Origin of the sequence: Pseudoalteromonas sp. JC3, assembly GCF_030291895.1 — a bacterium.
Classification (GTDB): domain Bacteria; phylum Pseudomonadota; class Gammaproteobacteria; order Enterobacterales; family Alteromonadaceae; genus Pseudoalteromonas.
This window is the reverse complement of record NZ_CP127855.1, coordinates 212,276-232,059: the sequence shown is the minus strand read 5'-3', so window position 1 is coordinate 232,059 and position 19,784 is coordinate 212,276. Positions and strand designations below refer to the sequence as shown.

The 19,784-nt window shown below is 43.3% G+C and carries 19 protein-coding genes and 3 tRNA genes; 7 read left to right on the top strand and 15 right to left on the bottom strand.

Features of this window, described 5'->3' with window-relative positions; genetic code table 11:
* Together QSH61_RS00910 and QSH61_RS00905 are read left to right on the top strand one after the other, a co-directional pair.
* The gene (locus QSH61_RS00910; RefSeq protein WP_010607914.1) at positions 1–246 is read left to right on the top strand and encodes a YheU family protein; all 246 of its coding nucleotides are present in this window, start codon (positions 1–3) and stop codon (positions 244–246) included.
* A gap of 105 nt (positions 247–351) precedes the next feature.
* Positions 352–1,536: a dipeptidase gene (locus QSH61_RS00905; RefSeq protein WP_174170921.1), complete on the top strand. Its 1,185-nt coding sequence runs from the start codon at positions 352–354 to the stop codon at positions 1,534–1,536.
* Positions 1,537–1,604: 68 nt separating this feature from the next.
* On the opposite strand, the gene QSH61_RS00900 is transcribed toward QSH61_RS00905, so the two are convergent.
* The 6 genes from QSH61_RS00900 to nudE form a co-directional block, all read right to left on the bottom strand.
* Positions 1,605–3,194, bottom strand: coding sequence for a methyl-accepting chemotaxis protein (locus QSH61_RS00900; RefSeq protein WP_206471654.1), 1,590 nt, complete (start codon positions 3,192–3,194; stop codon positions 1,605–1,607).
* Between the two features lie 1,629 nt (positions 3,195–4,823).
* Positions 4,824–4,900 (bottom strand) — tRNA-Met (locus QSH61_RS00895).
* A gap of 165 nt (positions 4,901–5,065) precedes the next feature.
* Positions 5,066–5,142, bottom strand: a tRNA-Met gene (locus tag QSH61_RS00890).
* 165 nt (positions 5,143–5,307) lie between these two features.
* Positions 5,308–5,384: transfer RNA gene (locus QSH61_RS00885), tRNA-Met, on the bottom strand.
* Between the two features lie 241 nt (positions 5,385–5,625).
* Positions 5,626–6,429, bottom strand: coding sequence for a 3'(2'),5'-bisphosphate nucleotidase CysQ (gene cysQ / locus QSH61_RS00880; RefSeq protein WP_138580560.1), 804 nt, complete (start codon positions 6,427–6,429; stop codon positions 5,626–5,628).
* 1 nt (position 6,430) lies between these two features.
* The gene (gene nudE / locus QSH61_RS00875; RefSeq protein WP_010607909.1) at positions 6,431–6,994 is read right to left on the bottom strand and encodes an ADP compounds hydrolase NudE; all 564 of its coding nucleotides are present in this window, start codon (positions 6,992–6,994) and stop codon (positions 6,431–6,433) included.
* A gap of 61 nt (positions 6,995–7,055) precedes the next feature.
* Between nudE and yrfG the strand changes: the two genes are divergently transcribed.
* The gene (yrfG, locus tag QSH61_RS00870) at positions 7,056–7,715 is read left to right on the top strand and encodes a GMP/IMP nucleotidase (protein ID WP_174170922.1); all 660 of its coding nucleotides are present in this window, start codon (positions 7,056–7,058) and stop codon (positions 7,713–7,715) included.
* Here yrfG and QSH61_RS00865 read toward each other — a convergent pair.
* Positions 7,712–8,332, bottom strand: a complete 621-nt coding sequence (locus QSH61_RS00865) for a dUTP diphosphatase (RefSeq protein WP_174170923.1) — start codon at positions 8,330–8,332, stop codon at positions 7,712–7,714. The two genes, yrfG and QSH61_RS00865, sit on opposite strands and share 4 nt — an antisense overlap.
* 114 nt (positions 8,333–8,446) lie before the next feature.
* On the opposite strand from QSH61_RS00865, the gene QSH61_RS00860 reads away from it, so the two are divergent.
* Positions 8,447–9,073, top strand: a complete 627-nt coding sequence (locus QSH61_RS00860) for a peroxiredoxin-like family protein (protein ID WP_130163319.1) — start codon at positions 8,447–8,449, stop codon at positions 9,071–9,073.
* A gap of 39 nt (positions 9,074–9,112) precedes the next feature.
* Here the strand turns inward: QSH61_RS00860 and QSH61_RS00855 are convergent, their stop codons facing one another.
* The 3 genes from QSH61_RS00855 to QSH61_RS00845 all read right to left on the bottom strand — a co-directional run bounded on the left by QSH61_RS00855 (position 9,113) and on the right by QSH61_RS00845 (position 12,571).
* Positions 9,113–11,446, bottom strand: coding sequence for a fatty acid cis/trans isomerase (locus tag QSH61_RS00855; RefSeq protein WP_206472664.1), 2,334 nt, complete (start codon positions 11,444–11,446; stop codon positions 9,113–9,115).
* Positions 11,447–11,818 carry a hypothetical protein gene (locus QSH61_RS00850; protein ID WP_206472662.1) on the bottom strand — a complete coding sequence of 124 codons (372 nt, stop codon included), beginning with the start codon at positions 11,816–11,818 and terminating at the stop codon, positions 11,447–11,449.
* Between the two features lie 87 nt (positions 11,819–11,905).
* The gene (locus QSH61_RS00845; RefSeq protein ID WP_010607904.1) at positions 11,906–12,571 is read right to left on the bottom strand and encodes an SDR family oxidoreductase; all 666 of its coding nucleotides are present in this window, start codon (positions 12,569–12,571) and stop codon (positions 11,906–11,908) included.
* Positions 12,572–12,728: 157 nt separating this feature from the next.
* Between QSH61_RS00845 and QSH61_RS00840 the strand changes: the two genes are divergently transcribed.
* Positions 12,729–13,457: a type 2 periplasmic-binding domain-containing protein gene (locus QSH61_RS00840; protein ID WP_206472659.1), complete on the top strand. Its 729-nt coding sequence runs from the start codon at positions 12,729–12,731 to the stop codon at positions 13,455–13,457.
* Here QSH61_RS00840 and QSH61_RS00835 read toward each other — a convergent pair.
* Complete coding sequence (locus QSH61_RS00835) at positions 13,454–14,254, bottom strand: VOC family protein (protein ID WP_010607902.1); 801 nt, start codon at positions 14,252–14,254, stop codon at positions 13,454–13,456. The two genes, QSH61_RS00840 and QSH61_RS00835, sit on opposite strands and share 4 nt — an antisense overlap.
* Positions 14,255–14,434: 180 nt before the next feature.
* Between QSH61_RS00835 and QSH61_RS00830 the strand changes: the two genes are divergently transcribed.
* On the top strand, positions 14,435–14,905 hold the full coding sequence (locus QSH61_RS00830; protein ID WP_069023445.1) for a DUF3015 family protein: 471 nt from the start codon (positions 14,435–14,437) through the stop codon (positions 14,903–14,905).
* A gap of 45 nt (positions 14,906–14,950) precedes the next feature.
* Positions 14,951–16,759 carry an Lnb N-terminal periplasmic domain-containing protein gene (locus QSH61_RS00825; protein ID WP_206472666.1) on the top strand — a complete coding sequence of 603 codons (1,809 nt, stop codon included), beginning with the start codon at positions 14,951–14,953 and terminating at the stop codon, positions 16,757–16,759.
* 4 nt (positions 16,760–16,763) lie between these two features.
* Here QSH61_RS00825 and QSH61_RS00820 read toward each other — a convergent pair whose 3' ends face one another.
* From QSH61_RS00820 to tesB, 4 genes are all read right to left on the bottom strand, one after another.
* Entirely contained in the window at positions 16,764–17,420 is a 657-nt protein-coding gene (locus QSH61_RS00820; RefSeq protein WP_010607898.1) for a DUF799 domain-containing protein, read from the bottom strand.
* 1 nt (position 17,421) lies between these two features.
* Positions 17,422–17,766, bottom strand: a complete 345-nt coding sequence (locus tag QSH61_RS00815) for a DUF4810 domain-containing protein (RefSeq protein ID WP_010607897.1) — start codon at positions 17,764–17,766, stop codon at positions 17,422–17,424.
* 36 nt (positions 17,767–17,802) lie between these two features.
* Positions 17,803–18,471: a CsgG/HfaB family protein gene (locus tag QSH61_RS00810; protein WP_102055876.1), complete on the bottom strand. Its 669-nt coding sequence runs from the start codon at positions 18,469–18,471 to the stop codon at positions 17,803–17,805.
* Between the two features lie 334 nt (positions 18,472–18,805).
* A complete protein-coding gene (gene tesB / locus QSH61_RS00805; RefSeq protein ID WP_095728597.1) occupies positions 18,806–19,663 on the bottom strand; it encodes an acyl-CoA thioesterase II in 858 nt (285 codons plus the stop codon).
* Positions 19,664–19,784: the final 121 nt, after the last annotated feature.

Here is a 19,784-nt window from a genome sequence, read left to right as displayed (position 1 = left end):
ATGCTCATTCCCTATCAACAACTTCCGCAAGAGACGCTAGACAATCTTATTGAGCACTATGTGCTGCGAGAAGGAACAGACTATGGCGATACCGAGGTCAGCACCGAGAGCAAAGTCGCGCAAGTGAAAGCACAGCTAAAATCCGGAGAAGCGCTGATCGTTTTCTCAGAATTACATGAATCTGTGAATATTGTTAGCAAACAACAATTTCAAGCAATGCAAGCACAGGAAGATTACGAGTATTAAAAAACCTTCAGCTTTCTTTGTATTTAGCGCTAATCGTAAACAGTTGTCGAAGTGACAGGAGTTGTTACAATCAAATTTCTATAACTATAAAGGAAAGGCAATTTTATGAAGCTCGGCACTGCTCTTTGCGCCCTAGCGCTGGCTGTTTCTAGCGCTTATGCAACTGAATACAAAGCCTCTGAGCGCGCAGTTAAACTCGCTCACGATAACATCCTAATTGATACACACATCGACGTTCCATATCGCATCCAAAGTAAATGGGATGATGTTAGCCAAGCAACCGAAGGCGGTGATTTTGATTACCCTCGCGCGGTAAAAGGCGGTCTTAATGCGCCATTTATGTCTATTTATATTCCTGCTAATTTAGAATTTGAAGGTAAAGGTAAAAGCTATCAACTCGCCAATCAACTGATTGACGGTATGGAAGCCTTAGCACATCGCGCACCAGATAAATTTGCAATGGCTTACAATACCGACGACATTTATGCGCAATTTGACAGTGGTATTATGTCTATCGCGATGGGCATGGAGAATGGCTCGCCCATTGAAGGTGAGATGAAAAACCTTAAGCATTTTTATGACCGTGGCGTACGCTATATCACCTTAGCACACTCACAAAGCAACCATATTTCTGACTCTTCTTATGATGTACGCCGCAAATGGAAAGGCTTAAGCCCATTTGGTAAAGAGCTTGTGGTTGAAATGAACAAAATTGGTATGCTCATTGATGTATCACATATTTCCGATGACGCCTTTTATCAGGTTATGGACATTTCAAAAGTGCCGGTCGTTGCTTCACATTCATCCCTGCGCAAATACACCCCAGGATTCGAGCGCAATATGGATGACAAAATGCTCAAAGCCTTGGCAAAAAATGGCGGCGTGATCCAAATTAACTTTGGCTCGAGCTTTGTGACGGCAAAAGCTGGAGCTTGGTATGACAAGCGTGACGAAGCACAAAAAGAAGCCAAAGACAAAGATCGCACCGATTTTAGAGCGGCGTTTAGAGCAAAAAATCCGTTTCCATTTGCCACACTTGATCAAGTGCTAGATCACATTGACCACGTCGTTAAGTTGATAGGGATAGATCACGTAGGGATTGGTTCAGATTACGATGGTGTGGGTGACTCACTACCGGTTGGCCTGAAAGACGTGTCAACGTATCCAAATCTTGTGCAAGGTCTCTTGGATAGAGGTTACAGCGACGCTGATATCAAAAAGATTTTAGGTGGCAATACCCTGCGCGTGTGGAAACAAGCTGAGGCTTACGCAAAGAAGTTCGCTAAATAACCTCAGGTTAAATAACTGTTCAAACCACTGATTTATAAGGTGTGCCGCACGGCATACCTTACAAGACCTTAGACTTTAAACTGAGATAATTCATTCACCAATTTACTGGTGACTCGCAGCACATCATCCGAAATTTGGTGCGTTTCTCCAGACAACCGCTCGCCGTCCAATGTTTTGTCATTTAAATCAGTTAAATTACTGCTAATCTCAGTAGATACTGCATTTTGCTGCTGAGTCGCATGAGCGGTTTGCTCTGAAAGCTCAGTCACTTTCACCGCACTTTGTGCAATTAACTCCAATAGCTCCGTTGCCTTCGTAAAACTTTCTACTGCAACATCAACATACTGCTTACCATCTTCAATGGTCTTTTGTGAGTCCTCTACGCTATGGGAGAATGCTTCCAACATCTTCTGAATATCATTAGTGCTGTCTTGTGTTCGAGTGGCCAGTGACCTAACCTCGTCAGCTACCACTGCAAATCCACGACCTTGTTCGCCTGCTCTTGCCGCTTCTATTGCCGCGTTGAGCGCTAATAAATTGGTTTGCTCAGCGATCCCGCGAATAACATCAAGCACTTGCGTAATGTTTTCAGAGTTTTTTTGTAAAGCTAACGAACTGGAGAGTGCCGCTTCCATATTATCAGCAAGATGAGTGATTTTTTGTTTTGAATCAGCCAACACCGTTTTACCTTGTGCTGCGTAGCGATGTGAAGCTTCAGCTTCTTTCAATGAGTTTTCTGCCACCGACGAGACTTCTTGACTTGAGTGACTAAGCTGATTCACCGCGCTAACAATGGTATGTGATGACTTACCAAGCGAGTCGATTAAGTCATGGCACTGTGTGGCATAATGACTGAGTTTTGACGACAAACTCGACAGCTCGCCACCATCTTTCACAAGTGCTGTAACCATCGCCTGTAAACTCTCGAGAAAATGATTAAAGTTTAGCGATAGCTTTGCAAACTCATCATTTCCTTTGATTTCAATGCGACCAGTTAAGTCTCCGTCTCCAGAGGCGATTTCAGAGATCCTATCTGACACAAAGTTTATCTGCTTTGCTAGCTGACGAGGGATTCGATAAGCAATCCAACAAGCAATACCAAGTAGGAGCAAGGCACCAACACCAAGACCCCACTTTATCTGAGTAACCTCAGCAACGACTAACGCGCGACTTGCAGCAGATTTTCCATCGGCTAATTCACCGGCTTTATCAAGCACATCACGAACTGCACCAAATAACTTAGCCGACTCAGTTTGAAGCGCTTTATCTGTCGGGGTTTTAATACTCGCCACCGTCACGCGATACCAACTTTGAAAGTCCGCGTCAAAAGTTGCAAAACTACCCAGCTCACTCTGGTGGAGTGACATAAACTGAAGATACTTTTGATAGCGCTGTTTCACCTGCTCGGCGTTTTCTTCAAAATCCGCCCGCTTATCTTCACCAGCTAATAATTTGAGGTAGGCTTCTTGAGCTTGATAAAAGTCTCTATCCGCATTGAGTACCACTGACACGGCTTTTAAATAGTTTTCAGTTTGGATCTCAAGTGCCGATTGCACTTTATTGAGCAACACCGAAAAACCAAAAAACACAAATAGCAACACGATCGTCAACATAGCCGTAGGCAACGAACTTTTGACTCGAATACTATGTAAATCCATCTTCATACACCTCAAACAAGAGATAGTAAAAGCCTAGACCATATAAAGATTTATAGACAAATAATCTTCACCCATTCAAAAGAAAACAAAATAATTACATTTCATTATTTGTTTTACAACAACACTTCTTTGTATTATTTTTAAACAGATCACGCTATCGGTTTCGTGATAACAAACTTAATAAATCTATAAAAAGGATATTGAAAATGAAAATAAAGCTCCAAAAAAAGCAGCTAAAAAAACTCACTCAAGATAACAAACTACCTCAGGAAGCAACTCCTCAAGTAGCCGGAGGTGATTATACGAGAGTTTACGGATGTCAGGACACGATGAAATGTGCATCTCGCCAAGACATCTCAGCTTGTTGCAATCACTCCGATCTTGCTAGCTGTCAAATCGGATTCACCTGCCTTTGCTAAATCTATTCACTTTTTAACAGCGGGTTTCCATAACCCGCGTATAGGTTGTTGCTCACAGTGTAAGTATTAAGATTAATTCCAATTTAAGAAATGCATCAAACAACAGCAACACTCAGGCTTTGAATAATAAAAAGTGGATGATTTATTTCTCTGTATATAGCGAAGAAAACTGACTGTCCATTGAGAGGGTTTTAGGTAACTGAACTAAAAAGGCTGATTGCGGGAGCCATTAATTTATGAAGAGTGAACCGACGACTTTTGTACTAGTTCTTTAGAGTGTGCAGTCCAATTAAAAATTGGTTGCGGGAGTCGTTAATTTATGAAGAGTGAACCGACGAGTTTTGGAGTAGTTCTTTAGAGTGTGCAGTCCAATTAAGAGTTGGTTGCGGGAACCATTAATTTATGAAGAGTGAACCGACGACTTTTGTACTAGTTCTTTAGAGTTTGCAGCCCAATTAAGAATTGGTTGCGAGAGCCATTAATTTATGAAGAGTGAACCGACGACTTTTGTACTAGTTCTTTAGATTTTACAGTCCAATTAAAAATTGGTTGCGGGAGCCATTAATTTATGAAGAGTGAACCGACGAATTTCGGAGGAGTTCTTTAGATTTTACAGTCCAATTAAAAATTGGTTGCGGGAGCCATTAATTTATGAAGAGTGAACCGACGACTTTTGTACTAGTTCTTTAGAGTTTGCAGTCCAATTAAAAATTGGTTGCGGGAGCCATTAATTTATGAAGAGTAAACCGACGAATTTCGGAGGAGTTCTTTAGATTTTACAGTCCAATTAAAAATTGGTTACGGGAGCCATTAATTTATGAAGAGTGAACCGACGACTTTTGTACTAGTTCTTTAGAGTTTGCAGTCCAATTAAAAATTGGTTGCGGGAGCCATTAATTTATGAAGAGTGAACCGACGACTTTTGTACTAGTTCTTTAGATTTTACAGCCCAATTAAGAATTGGTTGCGAGAGCCATTAATTTATGAAGAGTGAACCGACGACTTTTGGAGTAGTTCTTTAGAGTGTACAGTCCAATTAAGAGTTGGTTGCGGGAGCCATTAATTTATGAAGAGTGAACCGACGAGTTTTGGAGTAGTTCTTTAGAGTGTGCAGTCCAATTAAGAGTTGGTTGCGGGAGCCATTAATTTATGAAGAGTGAACCGACGAGTTTTGGAGTAGTTCTTTAGAGTGTGCAGTCCAATTAAAAATTGGTTGCGGGAGCCGGATTTGAACCGACGACCTTCGGGTTATGAGCCCGACGAGCTACCAGGCTGCTCCATCCCGCGCCTGTATATATTTGTGAACCTACTCTTCGTCGGGTACCGACGACCTTCGATTCTTTCCAGGTTTAGCGAGTCCGACGAATGATTTATCATTCTGCTCCATCCCGCGCCTGTATTTGTACTTAATTTTAAGTCTTGTACTTGAGACTTTATACATCCAACTGATGTTGGTTGCGGGAGCCGGATTTGAACCGACGACCTTCGGGTTATGAGCCCGACGAGCTACCAGGCTGCTCCATCCCGCGCCTGTATATATTTGTGAACCTACTCTTCGTCGGGTACCGACGACCTTCGATTCTTTCCAGGTTTAGCGAGTCCGACGAATGATTTATCATTCTGCTCCATCCCGCGCCTGTATTTGTACTTAATTTTAAGTCTTGTACTTGAGACTCTATACATCCAACTGATGTTGGTTGCGGGAGCCGGATTTGAACCGACGACCTTCGGGTTATGAGCCCGACGAGCTACCAGGCTGCTCCATCCCGCGCCTGTATATTTTTGTGAATCTATTCTTCGTCGGAGACCGACGACCTTCGATTCTTTTCAGGTTTAGCGAGCTCGACGAATGATTTATCATTCTGCTCCATCCCGCGCCTGTAAACTCTTAAAAAGGACTTCCCTTTCAAGAGGCCGCTATAATAATGGATTAAAATTTTATTGCAAGGGATTTAATGCTTAAAACAATTCAAGTGCGCAAAAATCCCACAACCTTCAACTTAAACCGTTATTTATTCTATCGTTCGATGATGTGGACTGATCAACTTTTGCCATTGCCAATCGGGATGCCCCATAACAATAAAGTCTGGGTTTTCGGTAGTTTCTCGTCGATTGTAGGTCAGCGGGTTAAACTCAGCATCGGTAATACAACCTCCGGCTTCTTCGACGATGATTTGTGACGCGCCAGTATCCCACTCTCCCGTTGGCCCTACTCGTAAAAAACAATCCGCCTTACCTTCTGCGATAATGCAGGCTTTTAATGAACATGACCCAAGTGCCACAGTGTCGAACTGACTATTTAAGTACTGACTAACCGCTTCAAGCTTTTGTCTGCGACTTACTGCCAATGTCAGCGTTTCTCGTGGCGAGACGAAAATACGTTTACTTTCGCCTGAGTCACTGCGTTTAAACGCACCTTCATCTTTGCTCGCGTAATATGTCAGCCCTTGAGATGGCCAGTAAATGACGCCTAACACAGGATGATTATTTTCGATTAACGCAATATTGACGGCAAAGTCACCGCTTTCAAGAATAAATTCCCCAGTGCCATCCATAGGATCGAGTAACCAGTAGCGCTGCCAATCTTGTCGCTCACTCAATGGTGGAATTGGTGTTTCTTCAGACATTACCGGAATGTCAGGTGCTATTTCAGCAAGACCCGCCATTAAGATCTCATTAGATGCCAAATCAGCTGCAGTGACAGGAGTGTGGTCAGACTTTTCTTTTTTACCAATATCATCGGCTTGATAAATTGCCATAATGGCTTCACCGGCACGTTTTGCCAGTGCGATGCAAGGCTCTAAATAGGACTGCAATTTACGCCTCCAGATTCAAATGTGCTTTTAATAACAGTAGTGCCGCGACACTTCTTGCTTCGGTAAAGTCCTCTTGCTGTAACAGGTCATATAATTTATCTAGCGGCCACTTCACTACTACCAATGGCTCTGGCTCATCACCTTCAAGCTGTTCAGGGTAAAGTTCACTAGCGACCAAAATATGCATTTTGGCATTAAAGTAACTCGGTGCCAGTGACACTACTTTGAGTTCAGAGAAAGCATTTGCACCAAAACCTACTTCTTCTTTTAGCTCTCGATTACCCGCTTCCACCGGGGTTTCGCCTGGGTCAATTAGCCCTTTGGGAAAGCCGAGTTGATAGTCATGTGTTCCTGCACAGTATTCTCTCACTAATAATAGCTCATTATCAGCCGTTATGGGCACGATCATTACTGCGCCACGGCCACCGCCACGGACTCTTTCGTATTCTCGTTGCTCGCCATTCGAAAAAGATAACGAAAGTGCTTCTACCGTGAATAATTTGCTTTTAGCCACGACGTCGCAAGCTAAAATTTCTGGTGGTGTGGGATGCTTTTTATGTGACATAGATCATTATTTGCTATCATGGCGAATAACCTAATCATAAAGCCTTTGAAGTTAAATGCCTATGCTAAATTGGTCAAATATCGATACCGTTTTGTTAGATATGGATGGCACATTACTCGACCTCCATTTTGATAATCACTTTTTTCTCGACGTTGTGCCTAAGGCACACGCAAAACGTCAAGGCTTAACCCTTGAGGCTGCAAGGGCCGACATCCTCGCGCGTTATGACGCAGTAATGGGCCAGATAGAATGGTATTGCCTAGATTATTGGCAAGAGCAACTACAGCTCCCTATTATGGAGCTTAAACGTGAAGTACAACACTTGATCTCAATTCGTGAGGATGTACCAGCGTTTTTAGAGGCCTTAAGAGTGAGTGGAAAACAGCTTATCTTGTTGACCAACGCTCACCCAAACAGTCTAAGTTTGAAAATTGAGCGTACCCAATTCGATAAGTATCTCGACAAATTGGTTTCAACCCATGAATATGGCGTAAGTAAAGAAAGTCAGATGTTGTGGCAACAGGTAGAGCGTGATTTGGGCTTTGATAAGTCCCGCACTTTATTTGTGGACGATAGCATTAGCGTGTTAAATGCTGCGAAAGAATTTGGTATTGGCCATTTGCTTGCCGTTGCTAATCCTGATAGTCGGCAACCAGAGCGAGAGATCACTGAATACCTCTCAGTCTCCGATTACCATACCTTGCTACCTATTATAGATTAAGCTGGGTAGCGAGCTTTTAAGCCGTCGTACACGTGTGTTTTAAAGTCTGGGTGCGCTGTATCTAGACTTTTCACCACTTCGACTAAGTGTTCGTTATCTTCTTGGCCATTCCATACCTTGATGTAAGAGCCATCTTTATAGCCATGATCTTGGCGGAAGAAGTTAAGCGTGTTTTTACCGACATATCCACGGTATAGGTCATCAATAGACATCCCGATTTGCTGCATACAACCCGCAAACGCATGGGCATCAAACTCACGTTTGGTCACAGCCGCGCTTGCAAGTAATTCAAGGGTTTCCTTGAAGTCTTCTGCGGTAGTTGGCTTTGCCAATTCAGCCTCTAATTGAATCGCTAGTTGCTCAAATGACGTTTCGCCATCGATACGTAAAGACAAGCCAAAATGAAAAATATCCACTAGCTCTAAAATCACTTGCTCAGTATCTGGCGTTTGCTTTTTCCACCATTTCCAGCCGTAGTGATCTAGCATTTCTGCACACTCAACCCAAATTGCGCGGTACCATTCAAACCCTTGTTCAAACCATTGTTGGTGTACTTTGGTGTTCATGGCATGTTGCATTTCTAGCATAACCACAAGCTTAGTGATGTTTGCAGACATTGTGCTCTCTCTTCATGGAAATCAATTACGAGCGATATCATACCGAAGTGAAAGATTTTCGCCAGCGCTTAGGTCTTCTGAGTCGATATCAACTTGAAACCCTAGGAACTTTTTATGCGTCATTTTATTTTATCGCTCGCTTTAGCTTGTTCAGCCTTTGTCAGCGCAGCTGAAATCACTAATATCGCCGCAGCACCTGAACAAGTAAGTCCACTCCTTCCAGGCATTGATGCCCCTGCATTACAACTCAAAGATAAGTCAGGTAAAACTGTCGACCTCGCGACACGCTATAAAGAAAATATCACCGTACTGGTGGTTTATCGTGGTGGCTGGTGTCCATACTGTTCAAGACAGCTCGCGGGGATCCAAGAAATTGAACCACAGCTTGTTAAAATGGGGGCACAAATTATTGCTATCGCACCAGACTCACCTGAGGCGCTGGCAAAAAGTACAATTGAATCCCCTCACTACCAACTGTTGTCTGATAGCGAAATGCGTATGAGCCAAGCGTTAGGTCTCGCCTATTTCCTAGATGATAAAACAGCCCTTGCTTATCGCAACAAGTTGGGCGTAAATTTTGTTGATTTTGAGGGGAACGATAAAGTTGCCTTGCCGGTGCCGGCGGTATTTGTAGTCGATAAGAAGGGCTTGATCCAATTTCAATACGCAAACCCAAATTACAAAGTGAGATTGGATGAAAGCGTGCTACTAGCTGCGGTCAAAGCAGCTAGTCAACTATAGGAAAAGCACATAAAAAATGGAGTCCGAAGACTCCATTTTTTAGCGGTTTTCTAGCCGGTTATAGTCAAATAAACCATATTCAACGCCACGTGTTTGTTTGGCAATATCGTGAATTAAATCACTGTAACGCCAAAACTCTGGGTGAGTCCTGCGGATCCCATATTGCGCTCGTAGCGCTCGGTAATCAGACTCACTATTCATTTGACTAAATGATGAGACGAAGTCCTCTTGTGCTGCCTCGCTTTCTAAATACCAAATTGCCTCTGGGTAATCTCCGATAAAGCCTGGCACAATCGTCGCCGTGTCTTCTGTATACGCTCTTTGCCCTTCTTCATTTAACAAACTGGAGATGTTGTAGTGGGCATTATGGTGTAATAGCGAGAACGCTTGATGTGAACCGTCACTTTGCTTAGTAATAATAAACGAGACCTGAGGAAGCAAATTAATCGCCCTAACGGACATGCTATTGAGTGCCTGCAGTGGCTTGCCGACGGCTTGATAGTCATAATCCCTATTTAGAATCGGCTTAAGCACAGCATGTAGTTTGTCATACAACTCTTGCTTTGGATCGTCCGTTTCGTATTTTATCCCCGTTGGCGCACCGATTAGTGATTTACGATTGATAAACTCACTTAAGCTCAAGTGTGACTTACGATACCAATAGCGTTTAATTTCCTGTCGATGACTAAGTGGCAGTAAATTTAAAAAGTTTTGCTCACCTTCAAGCCTCAAAAAGTCCATATATAAGCGTGTGATCAACTGATGACCAATGTTGCCATACACGTCAAAACCTGCCACCAGCAAGTAGTGAATGCGCTCGAACAAGGCATAGTCTAATACCCAAGCTGTTTTGGGAGGCTGGCCGATAAAACCTTTAACCACCGTTGCGCTATCAAAATGACGGAAGATAGTTAATGCTGCATTCGGGTTTTCCCCCTCTCCACGCCAAATCAAGTCCATATTGAGACGCTGCCCATCGGCAAACATCTTATCTGCAAGCTCTGTTTTGGCACGTAAGTAATCCTGCTGCTTAGTGGCGTATTTCGCCCAACTGGAAAGCGGTAACGCATTACTTTGCTCAGCCGCAGGTAGCACCAAATCTTCATCATGTTTAAGCAGCAGCTGGTTCACCGCTTCATTGCTATTTTTTTCAGGATCAACAAACGCCACCCAAAAATGGTCGTTAATGACGTTAAGCGCTATTTGACCTCGACATACAGGGCCTTTGATAAAGCCTTTTACAATTAACTCGGCCTCATCCAGCATAAATTGATAACGAGAATTGACCGGAATATCTTTGAATACCTTAAATGGGTTTGCAGCAAGCTCTGGCTCATAACCTGGCAGTTCATCCACGTGATAATCCGCTACATAAAATTGCCGATGTAACCGTGATAGCTTAGCGTCGTTCAATGCCAGTGGCATGTGAGTTTTTGACAAAATGGTACTGCGCACTTGCATCAATCGATAATACACTCTATCGATCTTAGGATCGTCAAACGGACGCACCGAACTCACCAGTGCGATTGGCTGGCCCGGCGGCGTGCTTGAGCGTACCAATTGAAAAAACGCGGGGTCATCCAGATGAGGGAAGTGGATATGGGCTAAATACCAATGCTCAAAAATATAACGCGCGGCAAGGCGGTGTTTATTGGAGTCCTGATTAAAAAATTGTTCCCACTTTTTCACTTCTTTTTGTGCTGCAACACTTGGCTTTGCAATCTGGCTCATTTTACTGCCACTTTGCAGCCATGCTTCCAAGGTTTTGAATTCATCATGCGTGAGCGCTGGTAAGCCGTAGGGCATCCCCGCATGAGGCTGTTGTTTCGCAAGGGTAGAAAATTCATCCATGGTTGGGCAAGACTGCGTTCGATCTAAAGAGAAATCAAACTCTTTACCCAAAATACCTTGCTCAGGAAAACGATGAGACATTTTTAACAGCAAGCTATTGTAAAGCACACTTCCAGCTAGGTTGCTGTATTCAGATTGATTGCGCTCATTCAGCACTGGGGTAAAACCACGCTCACGCCACTGTGTCGTGGTTTGGGCATCGAATAACAGCCGGGTTGGTGTTTGTGCTAACAACCGCGTGCCGTCATACACTAATTCCTTTGACAATCCCCTATCTATTCCTTCTGGAGATGACAGTTTAAGCTGACAAGGTGCGTCATAACAACCATGGCAAACCACACAACGCGACTCCAAAATGGGCTTCACGCTTTGTAAGTAACGTGCACCGCCTTGGTGATATTGTTCGATTCGTGCTTGGGGTTGCTCTGGTCCAAACATATCATCATATTTAGACACACCCAAAGCCACACAGCCAGAAAGCACGGCGACAACCACCGCACAAAACAGTGCACGTTTAGACATTTACTCGCCCTCGTCGTCATCCAGCCCAAGATCAAAAGTCGGCATCATTTCTACTGGAGGCGAGACAAATAATGCATCGCTACTGGTGCTCAGCACAGCACTGAGAATAGGCCCGCGATTAATGAGCAATTGCAACTGATGTTCCGCACCTATCAACTCAGTCACTGTCGTACTAATGTTGTTGAGCGCATAGTCATCAATATGCAAGCTCATATTCTCATCTTCTTTTGGGTTTTGGCACAAATGAGCAAGGAGGTTCTCACTCAACATCACTGATACTTCAGCATCTGGAGAGTCGATATCACGATTCTCGATGTTATCGTCTAACAAAAAAAGCGGCAGTGATAATGGGGTATCTTGTTGTAATTCCATCAAAGGTTACCATCTGAGTATTTGCTTTATATTAGCACAGTTAGATGGCTGATGGCTGAAAAGGGGGCGACGATGCGCCCTGCTTGATTACCAAGGGAGCGTGTCTCCATTAGAGTGCCAAAAACCACCACTGTTTTCGATAGTTAGGTGTTCAATTCTCTTAATTAAACGTTCCGCGGCAACATCTGGACCAATATCACCTGCAAATCCCACCATCTGCGTTTGTACAAAGCCAGGATGGAATAGTCCAACAGCGATATCTTGGTTTTTCAGCTCGTGAGCCATACTCACACTCGCCGCGTTTAATGCTGCTTTCGACATTCTATAACCAATGTAACCACCAGAACCATTATCTGCAATCGAACCCATACGACTTGTGATCATGGCAACTTTACTACCGGCTTTGAGGTTATCGAGCAGTGCATGAGTGACTCGAATTGGTCCTAGCGCATTAACGTTAAATTGGTGGTCGATATTTTCAAAATCCATTTCCGCTAGCGTTTCATTGTGAAATACTCCAGCGTTATTAATAAGAATGTCTATTTTCTCCGAGCCCAATGCCGCCAATAGCTTTTTCGCGCCATTTTCCGTCGCAACATCTATATCTTCAATGATATCCACGCCTAGAGATTCTAGTTCTGCCGATGCTTTGCGAACAACCGCAGTTACTTTGCAGCCTAGAGATAAGTATTGTTTACAAAACTCTAATCCAATCCCACGATTAGCACCGGTCACCAAAACATGTAGTGTCATATCCTTCTCCTCACGATTTTTATGCTCAAACTATTACAATTGGTATGAGTTTACTAAACTCAAGGTCAATCCTGACTGAATTCATTTTTATGATGTACTTTTTCACTTTCTGACAACTTTGCTACAGTTATAACTCTGACAACCGTAAGGATATGTTGTGAAACTCGCACTTAGCACCCTCTTGCTTTTCTTTATCCACAAGGCGACGTTCGCCTACCAAATCAATGTCAGTGAGCTGGTCGCTTATCAGCTTGGCCAACAGCAAATCGCACAACTCAAGCAAAAAATATACGCACCTTTGGACATCACGCCCACACTTGTCGTGTTACCCAGTGAGCGCGGATTAGAATATGTAGATCAAGGGTTTTATGATGCGGAGGCAGGACGCACTAGCGCTATTGCAAATGCCTATCCTAACTTACTGCAAATACCCGAACCACTTGCAACCGTGCGAATGGCGGTGTTTTGTCTCAAGAAGGAGCGTTGTACTTTGTCGACCCGGCAAGACTATGTGGTAATACAAGGCAGTTTAATAACGGAGCAAGTTTGTCAGAGTAAAAGGTTGACCTGTAACGCGGTCTCTAACGATGTTTCTGCGTTTCAAGCACTTGAAAAAGGTCATGTAGAACAAATTTTAGCTGATGACTTATTTGCGCTTGGTGCGCTATGTCAGTCAGGACTCGCCGCAGTTTATGTGCGTAGGCTACGAGATGCGAGTTATCCTATTTATCACTATATCAATCGTAAACACCAAGACCTACTGCCGAAATTAACAGCGTCTATCAAGCAGCTAAATAGTAGTGGAGAGCGCGATACTATTCTAAACCGGCTCTCTGAGAACTTTGCCACTTGCCATGGCAAAGTGATTGAATTAGAAATGCATTAAGTTGAAATATCATCCATGGCAGATTCTATGATAGAGAATACCGCCCCTTGAGGATCGGTTATCACGCTGAAGCGACCTACATCTGGTATATCTGTCGGCGGTACACAAATTTCTCCGCCAAGCTTTTGGGCATATTCAGCTTTACTATCGCAGTCCAATACCGCAATGTAAACCATCCAGTGCGGAGGAATGTCTTCACCCCATTCAGCCGTCATTTCTAACATGCCAGCGACGGGTTGCTCATTTACTTTGAACAAGGTGTAGTCCATATTTCCCATGTCTTTGACTTCGATTTGCCACCCAAATAATGCGGAATAAAAGTCACGACTTTTGGCGCTGTTTTTACTCACTAGCTCAAACCAATAAGGGGTATTCGCTTCAAGATGACGTTGCGTCCCAATATGGCCACCCTCTTGCCATAACGCAAACACCGCGCCACCTGGCTCCTTTAACATCACCATCCGCCCTGCCCCTGGGACATCATGAGGGCCTGCAAGCACTTCAGCACCGAGCTCGTTGGCTTTGTTTAGACATTCATCGACATTGTCTACCGCCACATAAGCAAGCCAGTGACTAGGCATGCCTCCTTGTTGTTGCTCAGCGGTCATCTGATACATCGCTGCGACATCATCGACTTCTTTTTGCAACATGGTGTAATAACAATCTTCACCAATGGGCTGGTCAAGAATTTGCCAATCAAATAGTTGGCTATAGAAAGGTTTTGCTGACTGCCAGTCGCTTGAACACAATTCAATCCAACAAAAATAACCGGGTCTAAATTCACTAATTATTGCCATGATAAGCACCAAACTCATTCAAGTGTATTGAATATAGCAGCAGTAGCCTAAAGCCGCCTGAGGCATTTACACAAATTTACAAGTGTGGGAGGTTTATTGTTGTGGAATTAAAAATTAACCTATAGAATCCCGTTCCGCCTTTGAAGACTAGGCGAAATAAAAACAACTATAGGATGTAAAATGTTTAAAACTACTCTAGCTGCAGCAATCGTCGTTGGCGCAATGACTGCCCCTCTAGCTGCACACGCTTCTGATTCTGTAAACCCTTGGCAAGAATGTGGTATCGGTGCAATCATCTTCCCAGATAATGGTGCAGCTGCTGCAATTTCGAATATCATTTGGGACCTTGGTACGACTGCTGTTTCTACAAAGATTTCATCTGTAGAATCTTGTGCTGGTCGTGAAGTAAAAACTGCAATGTTTATTCAGCAAACATTCCCTACACTGGAGCAAGAAATTGCAGAAGGTCAAGGTGAATACGTGTCTGCGATGTTAGCAGTACGTGGCTGTGACGCAGCAGCAACAGCTGACATTGTAACCGCTATCAGAAATGACTACGCAGCGCAGCCTGCAAATAACGCTGAAGCACTATACAACATCGTAGAAACTCGCGTTTCGACTAGCTATTCAGCTCAGTGTAACGCAAGCTAAATAGTATAGGTGAGCACACCTAATAGCGCTGTGCTCACTTTTTTGATGAAGACCGTTCTCAAATATTCAGCTTACAGCTTACTGTTTTATAGTACAGCCACATTAAGCTTTGATACCAACGAGCTGGCCCAAAACACAACGTGGCAAAAACTTCTCCATCTAAAGAAAGATGGCCACAGTTTAATAAAATCAGCTTCTTTTTTTCTATCTGATCACACCCAATTTTCACCAGCGAACGAACTTAATGCAACTATTGCAGCTTTTCAACGTGAGCCTAGTTCACAGTGCCAATTTCCGGCTCGAGCCAAGTGGCTAAGATCCCAAGGCGTTCCGTTGCCAAAAGCGCCAGCTTGCGTGGCTTTTGATGAATGGAAAAATGAAGGTGACTGGAATTCTATCAGCTTAGTGTTTGCCTCCGGATACATGAGCAACCCGGCCTCGCTGTATGGGCATATGTTACTTAAAATCGGCTCTCAATCAGCTCACAATATCCTGTTAGACCGGAGTGTCAATTATGGCGCAATCGTTCCAGAGGACGAAAATGGGTTAGTTTATATAGCTAGAGGGTTATTTGGCGGCTATCAGGCTGGCTTTTCAGATCAGCGATTTTTTCATCATCACCATAACTACAGTGCGGACGAGCTGCGTGACCTTTGGGAGTACAAATTAAATTTAACACCAGATGAAGTCGAATTTATTACAAAACACCTTTGGGAATTACTAAACGCTCAATTTGATTATTACTTTGCTGACGAAAATTGCGCATTTCATATCGCACAACTTATTGAACTTGTGCTTGATAAGCCATTAACGACTGACCTACCGCCTTGGGTGATCCCTGTCACTATTTTTGATAGATTGAATCAAGCTAAGCACCAAGATAATTCTTTAGTGTCAGCGATTCATTATATTCCTTCAACAAGCAGTGAGTTCTACAACTTATATGAAAAATTAAGTCCTGAGCTCAGATCGTTGGCAATCCATCTTTATCACCATCAAAAAGACTTCAATAATGAAAAGTATCAACAGCTTCCAACTGAGCAAAAAGTAATATTACTTGAAGTATTGATGAGCTTTGTACAGCTGCAACTTACCTTAGAAAGAGACGAGAAACGCAACAGCGAGTTTAAACGTGTATTGCTAAAAGAACGAATAAAGCTTCCAGCAGGCATCAGTAAGGCGAAATCCCTCTCGGCTATAACACCAAGTGACAAAGCACCACACTTGGCAACAAAACCGTCGAAAGTAAGCCTAGCCATTCAGTCACAGCCCGATTCAGAGTATACTGCGAGGTTTGGCTTTAGATTGACATATTTTGATTCGCTTTCTCCAGACACTGCTAGAGTTAAATTTTCAAACTTAGAAATGCTGGATGTAGAACTTGCGCTAGCTGATAACGACATAGATATTTACAAGTTTGACGTGCTGGATTTAGAGTCCTTTAATCCAAGCTATGCAAAAGGGTTTGATAACCAAAACTGGGCTTGGCGCCTACGCTTAGGCTATGAAAAGCAGCAGGCTTATTGTAATGATTGCGCTTTTGTTGGATTAAATACTGCTGCAGGCTACGCCCATCTGCTAAATGCTAGCAGCATCACATTTGCTCTCGCAACAATAGAAACTTTTTCTATAAATAACAATTACTATCTCAGCCCTGGTATTGAAGTTGGCTTACTTTCAAGGCTAAATAATTCTTTTGCATTCAGAACCTCTATCTCGAAAAACACTCATCACGCAGCACATGTCAAACTTGAGCTCGCAAACCGGCTTTCGCCTCAATCCGATGTAAGAATTGGTTGGGACTATGCAGAAACATCCCGACTTTCATTACAGTTCAATTATTATTGGGATTAGTGGCTCACTTCGGCTGCCCATACTTAGGTGAGCGCACGCCATAAAGCAAACCATTGCTTGAGTCCGCTGATAATAATCTCTGTGATGCTTTCTGTGAAACTTCAAATCCTTTATCTGAAGTGCTTTCAATCACCTGATTTAGTACCGCGCCAATCAATGCGCCAGCCAAACTGCTATCACGGTCATCTCTGTCTTCACTACTTGATGCTTTTGATTTACCACGCCAAATTACTTGGCCAGTTTTTAAATCAACCAACCTTGCCGATAGCGCTACGGTAGTGTCACTATCTAATACAACGTATGACGTACCATAATCTTGAATCTCTATGTATAAGGCGGCGTCCGCAGCAAAGATTTCATAGAGCTTGTCTATCGCAACATTGTGAACATCATGAGCCACAGTTAAGCCGTTATTTTTAAAAGTCTCATTAACCAAAGATACTGGAAAAACATAATAGCCAGAGTCGGCAAGTGGCTTCACTACTGTCGCCATGACCCCGTAAGGCGCAACAACTTCATTGGAATTATTGATAGGCGGTAACACCAGTATCGACTTAGGATCGCTTTGGATAAAGGCACTATAATCCTGTTTAGGTGCCGTCGCACAGCCATTCAATAAGGCAAAAGTCAAAAGCACCAAGCTCGCTTTAATCCATTTCATCTTATTCTCCCTGCGCATTTTTTAGTAAAAAGTCGATATATTGCCTGGACTCAGGATACAGCTGTTTTTCCTGTTCAAAATACGCAAACCCTTTGCCGTTATCCCCTTGCATCAAATGTAAGTAACCGAGATGCGCATACATGCCTGGTGCTGGACTGATCTGCTTTACTTCGGCGCGCGCTATGCTTGACTCTAACTGACTGATCTGCTGCTCAAGCGACTGCCCATCACCTCGAAAGAACTCATAGAGATTACGTTCGTAAGAACCGTAATAATATTGTGGTGTCGTACTCTGACAACCAGACAATATCAATAGTAAAGTCGCCACAAATATCATTTGCTTCATAAGTTACCTGAGGTTTAGATTAGCTGTGGGGATTGTCTATAAAGGCTTCCAATCGCCTTTCTCGATGCCACTCACCAAGTTATTAACGGCCTCACGAATGGCTAAATCAAGTACCTTGCCGTTTAGCGTTGAGTCATACCCTGCAGTGCCACCAAAACCAACCACTTCGCGATTAGATAAGCTGTATTCTCCAGCACCTTGCACTGAGTAGACGACTTCTGAACTAGTCACATCAACGATATTCAGATTTACCTTAGCGTAAGCAATTTGCGATTTTCCTTTACCTAGGATGCCGAACAATTGTTTATCACCTACTTCTTTTCGACCAAACTCGGAAACGTCTCCCGTGATCACAAAGTTAGCGCCTTTTATACTTTGTTTTGCGCCCGCAAATCCAGCTTCTTGGGCAATCTCTGTCATGTTTTCTCTATCTAAAACAATAAAGCGATTACTCTGCTGTAAATGGGTGGTCAGAATAGTTTTAGCCTGAGAACCCAAGCGATCCGGTCCTGAACTAAACACACCATTGTGAAAAGCTGAACGGTTTTGCAATTTACCAACCGCTAACTGACTTTTTGGTCCATTGTATGTCTGATTATATGAGGCCACTTTAGGTGCTTCTACCGTTCTTGATGCTTCCGTTGCGCAACCCGCGGTTAATCCGACAAACGTCAATGCAATTACTGTGGCAAGCGGTTTATTCATTATCATTCTCCTAAAGTCATATGCGCCTGTCTGCGACGCAGCGATTCGTTTTGTTAATAACAATGTAGATAAATTTAGCTGACTTTAGTGTTAATTTTTGTTTGGGAAAAATGCAATAACGCTACATCTAGATGGAATTTTAAAGATAGTGCAAAATAAAACCGAGTACAGCACCGGAAAAAGTAGTGCAGACGACTTAAGAAGCGGCCATCAACAAACCTAAATTCATTTTTATAACAAATAGTTATGGATTTGTAAGTTTGTAATTTGCTTAGTACTGCACAAAGCACCAAGCAAGATTACAGTTAAAAAGCGCCATACACTTTCCAACAAATTAGCGTTGGCGCATCACGCCTTCTTGAATAGTCGACGCAACTAACTCACCTTGGCGGTTGAAAAATTGACCACGTACTAGGCCTCGGCCATTAGACGCGCTCGGACTATCAACGCTATATAAAATCCATTCATCCATTCTAAACGGACGATGGAACCACATCGCATGGTCTATTGTCGCGACTTGCATATTTGGCTGCATAAACGACAAACCATGTGGTTGTAGTGCAGTTGGTAGAAATTCAAAATCAGAGGCATAAGCCAGCAAATAGTTGTGGATCCTTCTGTCGTCCGGCATGTCACCATTGGCTTTAAACCAAACATTTCTCACCGGGTCCTGTTTTTTAGGTTTGAATGGATTTTGAAAGTTTACAGGGCGCATATCCAGCGGCATTTCTTGCGTAAATTTCGCTCGAAGTGATTCTGGAATGAGGTCCGCATGTTCTTGATAAAAGTGAAGTGATGACTTCAATGTTTCAGGCTCTGGCACATCCGGCATCAAAGATTGATGAGAAACGCCGGGTTCATCCCCTTGGAAAGAGGCAGTCATATAAAATATCGGCTTACCATATTGAATGGCACTGATCCTACGAGTGCTAAAACTGCGACCATCACGAATGTTTTCGACATCGTAGACGATGGGCTTGCTTGCATCACCAGGACGCAAAAAGTAAGAGTGCAGCGAGTTAACAAAGCGCCCTTCTGGTAAGGTGTATTTTGCTGCGGACAACGCCTGCCCCATCACCTGACCTCCAAACACTTGAGGAAAACCAAGGTCTTGGCTTTGACCTCGATATATCCCTTGCTCAATTTCTTCAAGGCTGAGCAAATCCAACAGATTTTGTAACACTTGACTCATGTTGCACTCCGAACGTCTAGTAGAACTGGCGATAGTCGTTATAATGAGATAATACTTTTACCAAATCCAAGTAAGACTCGGACTGGTAGCAAACCAAGTACATTGCTCAAATGAGTATAAT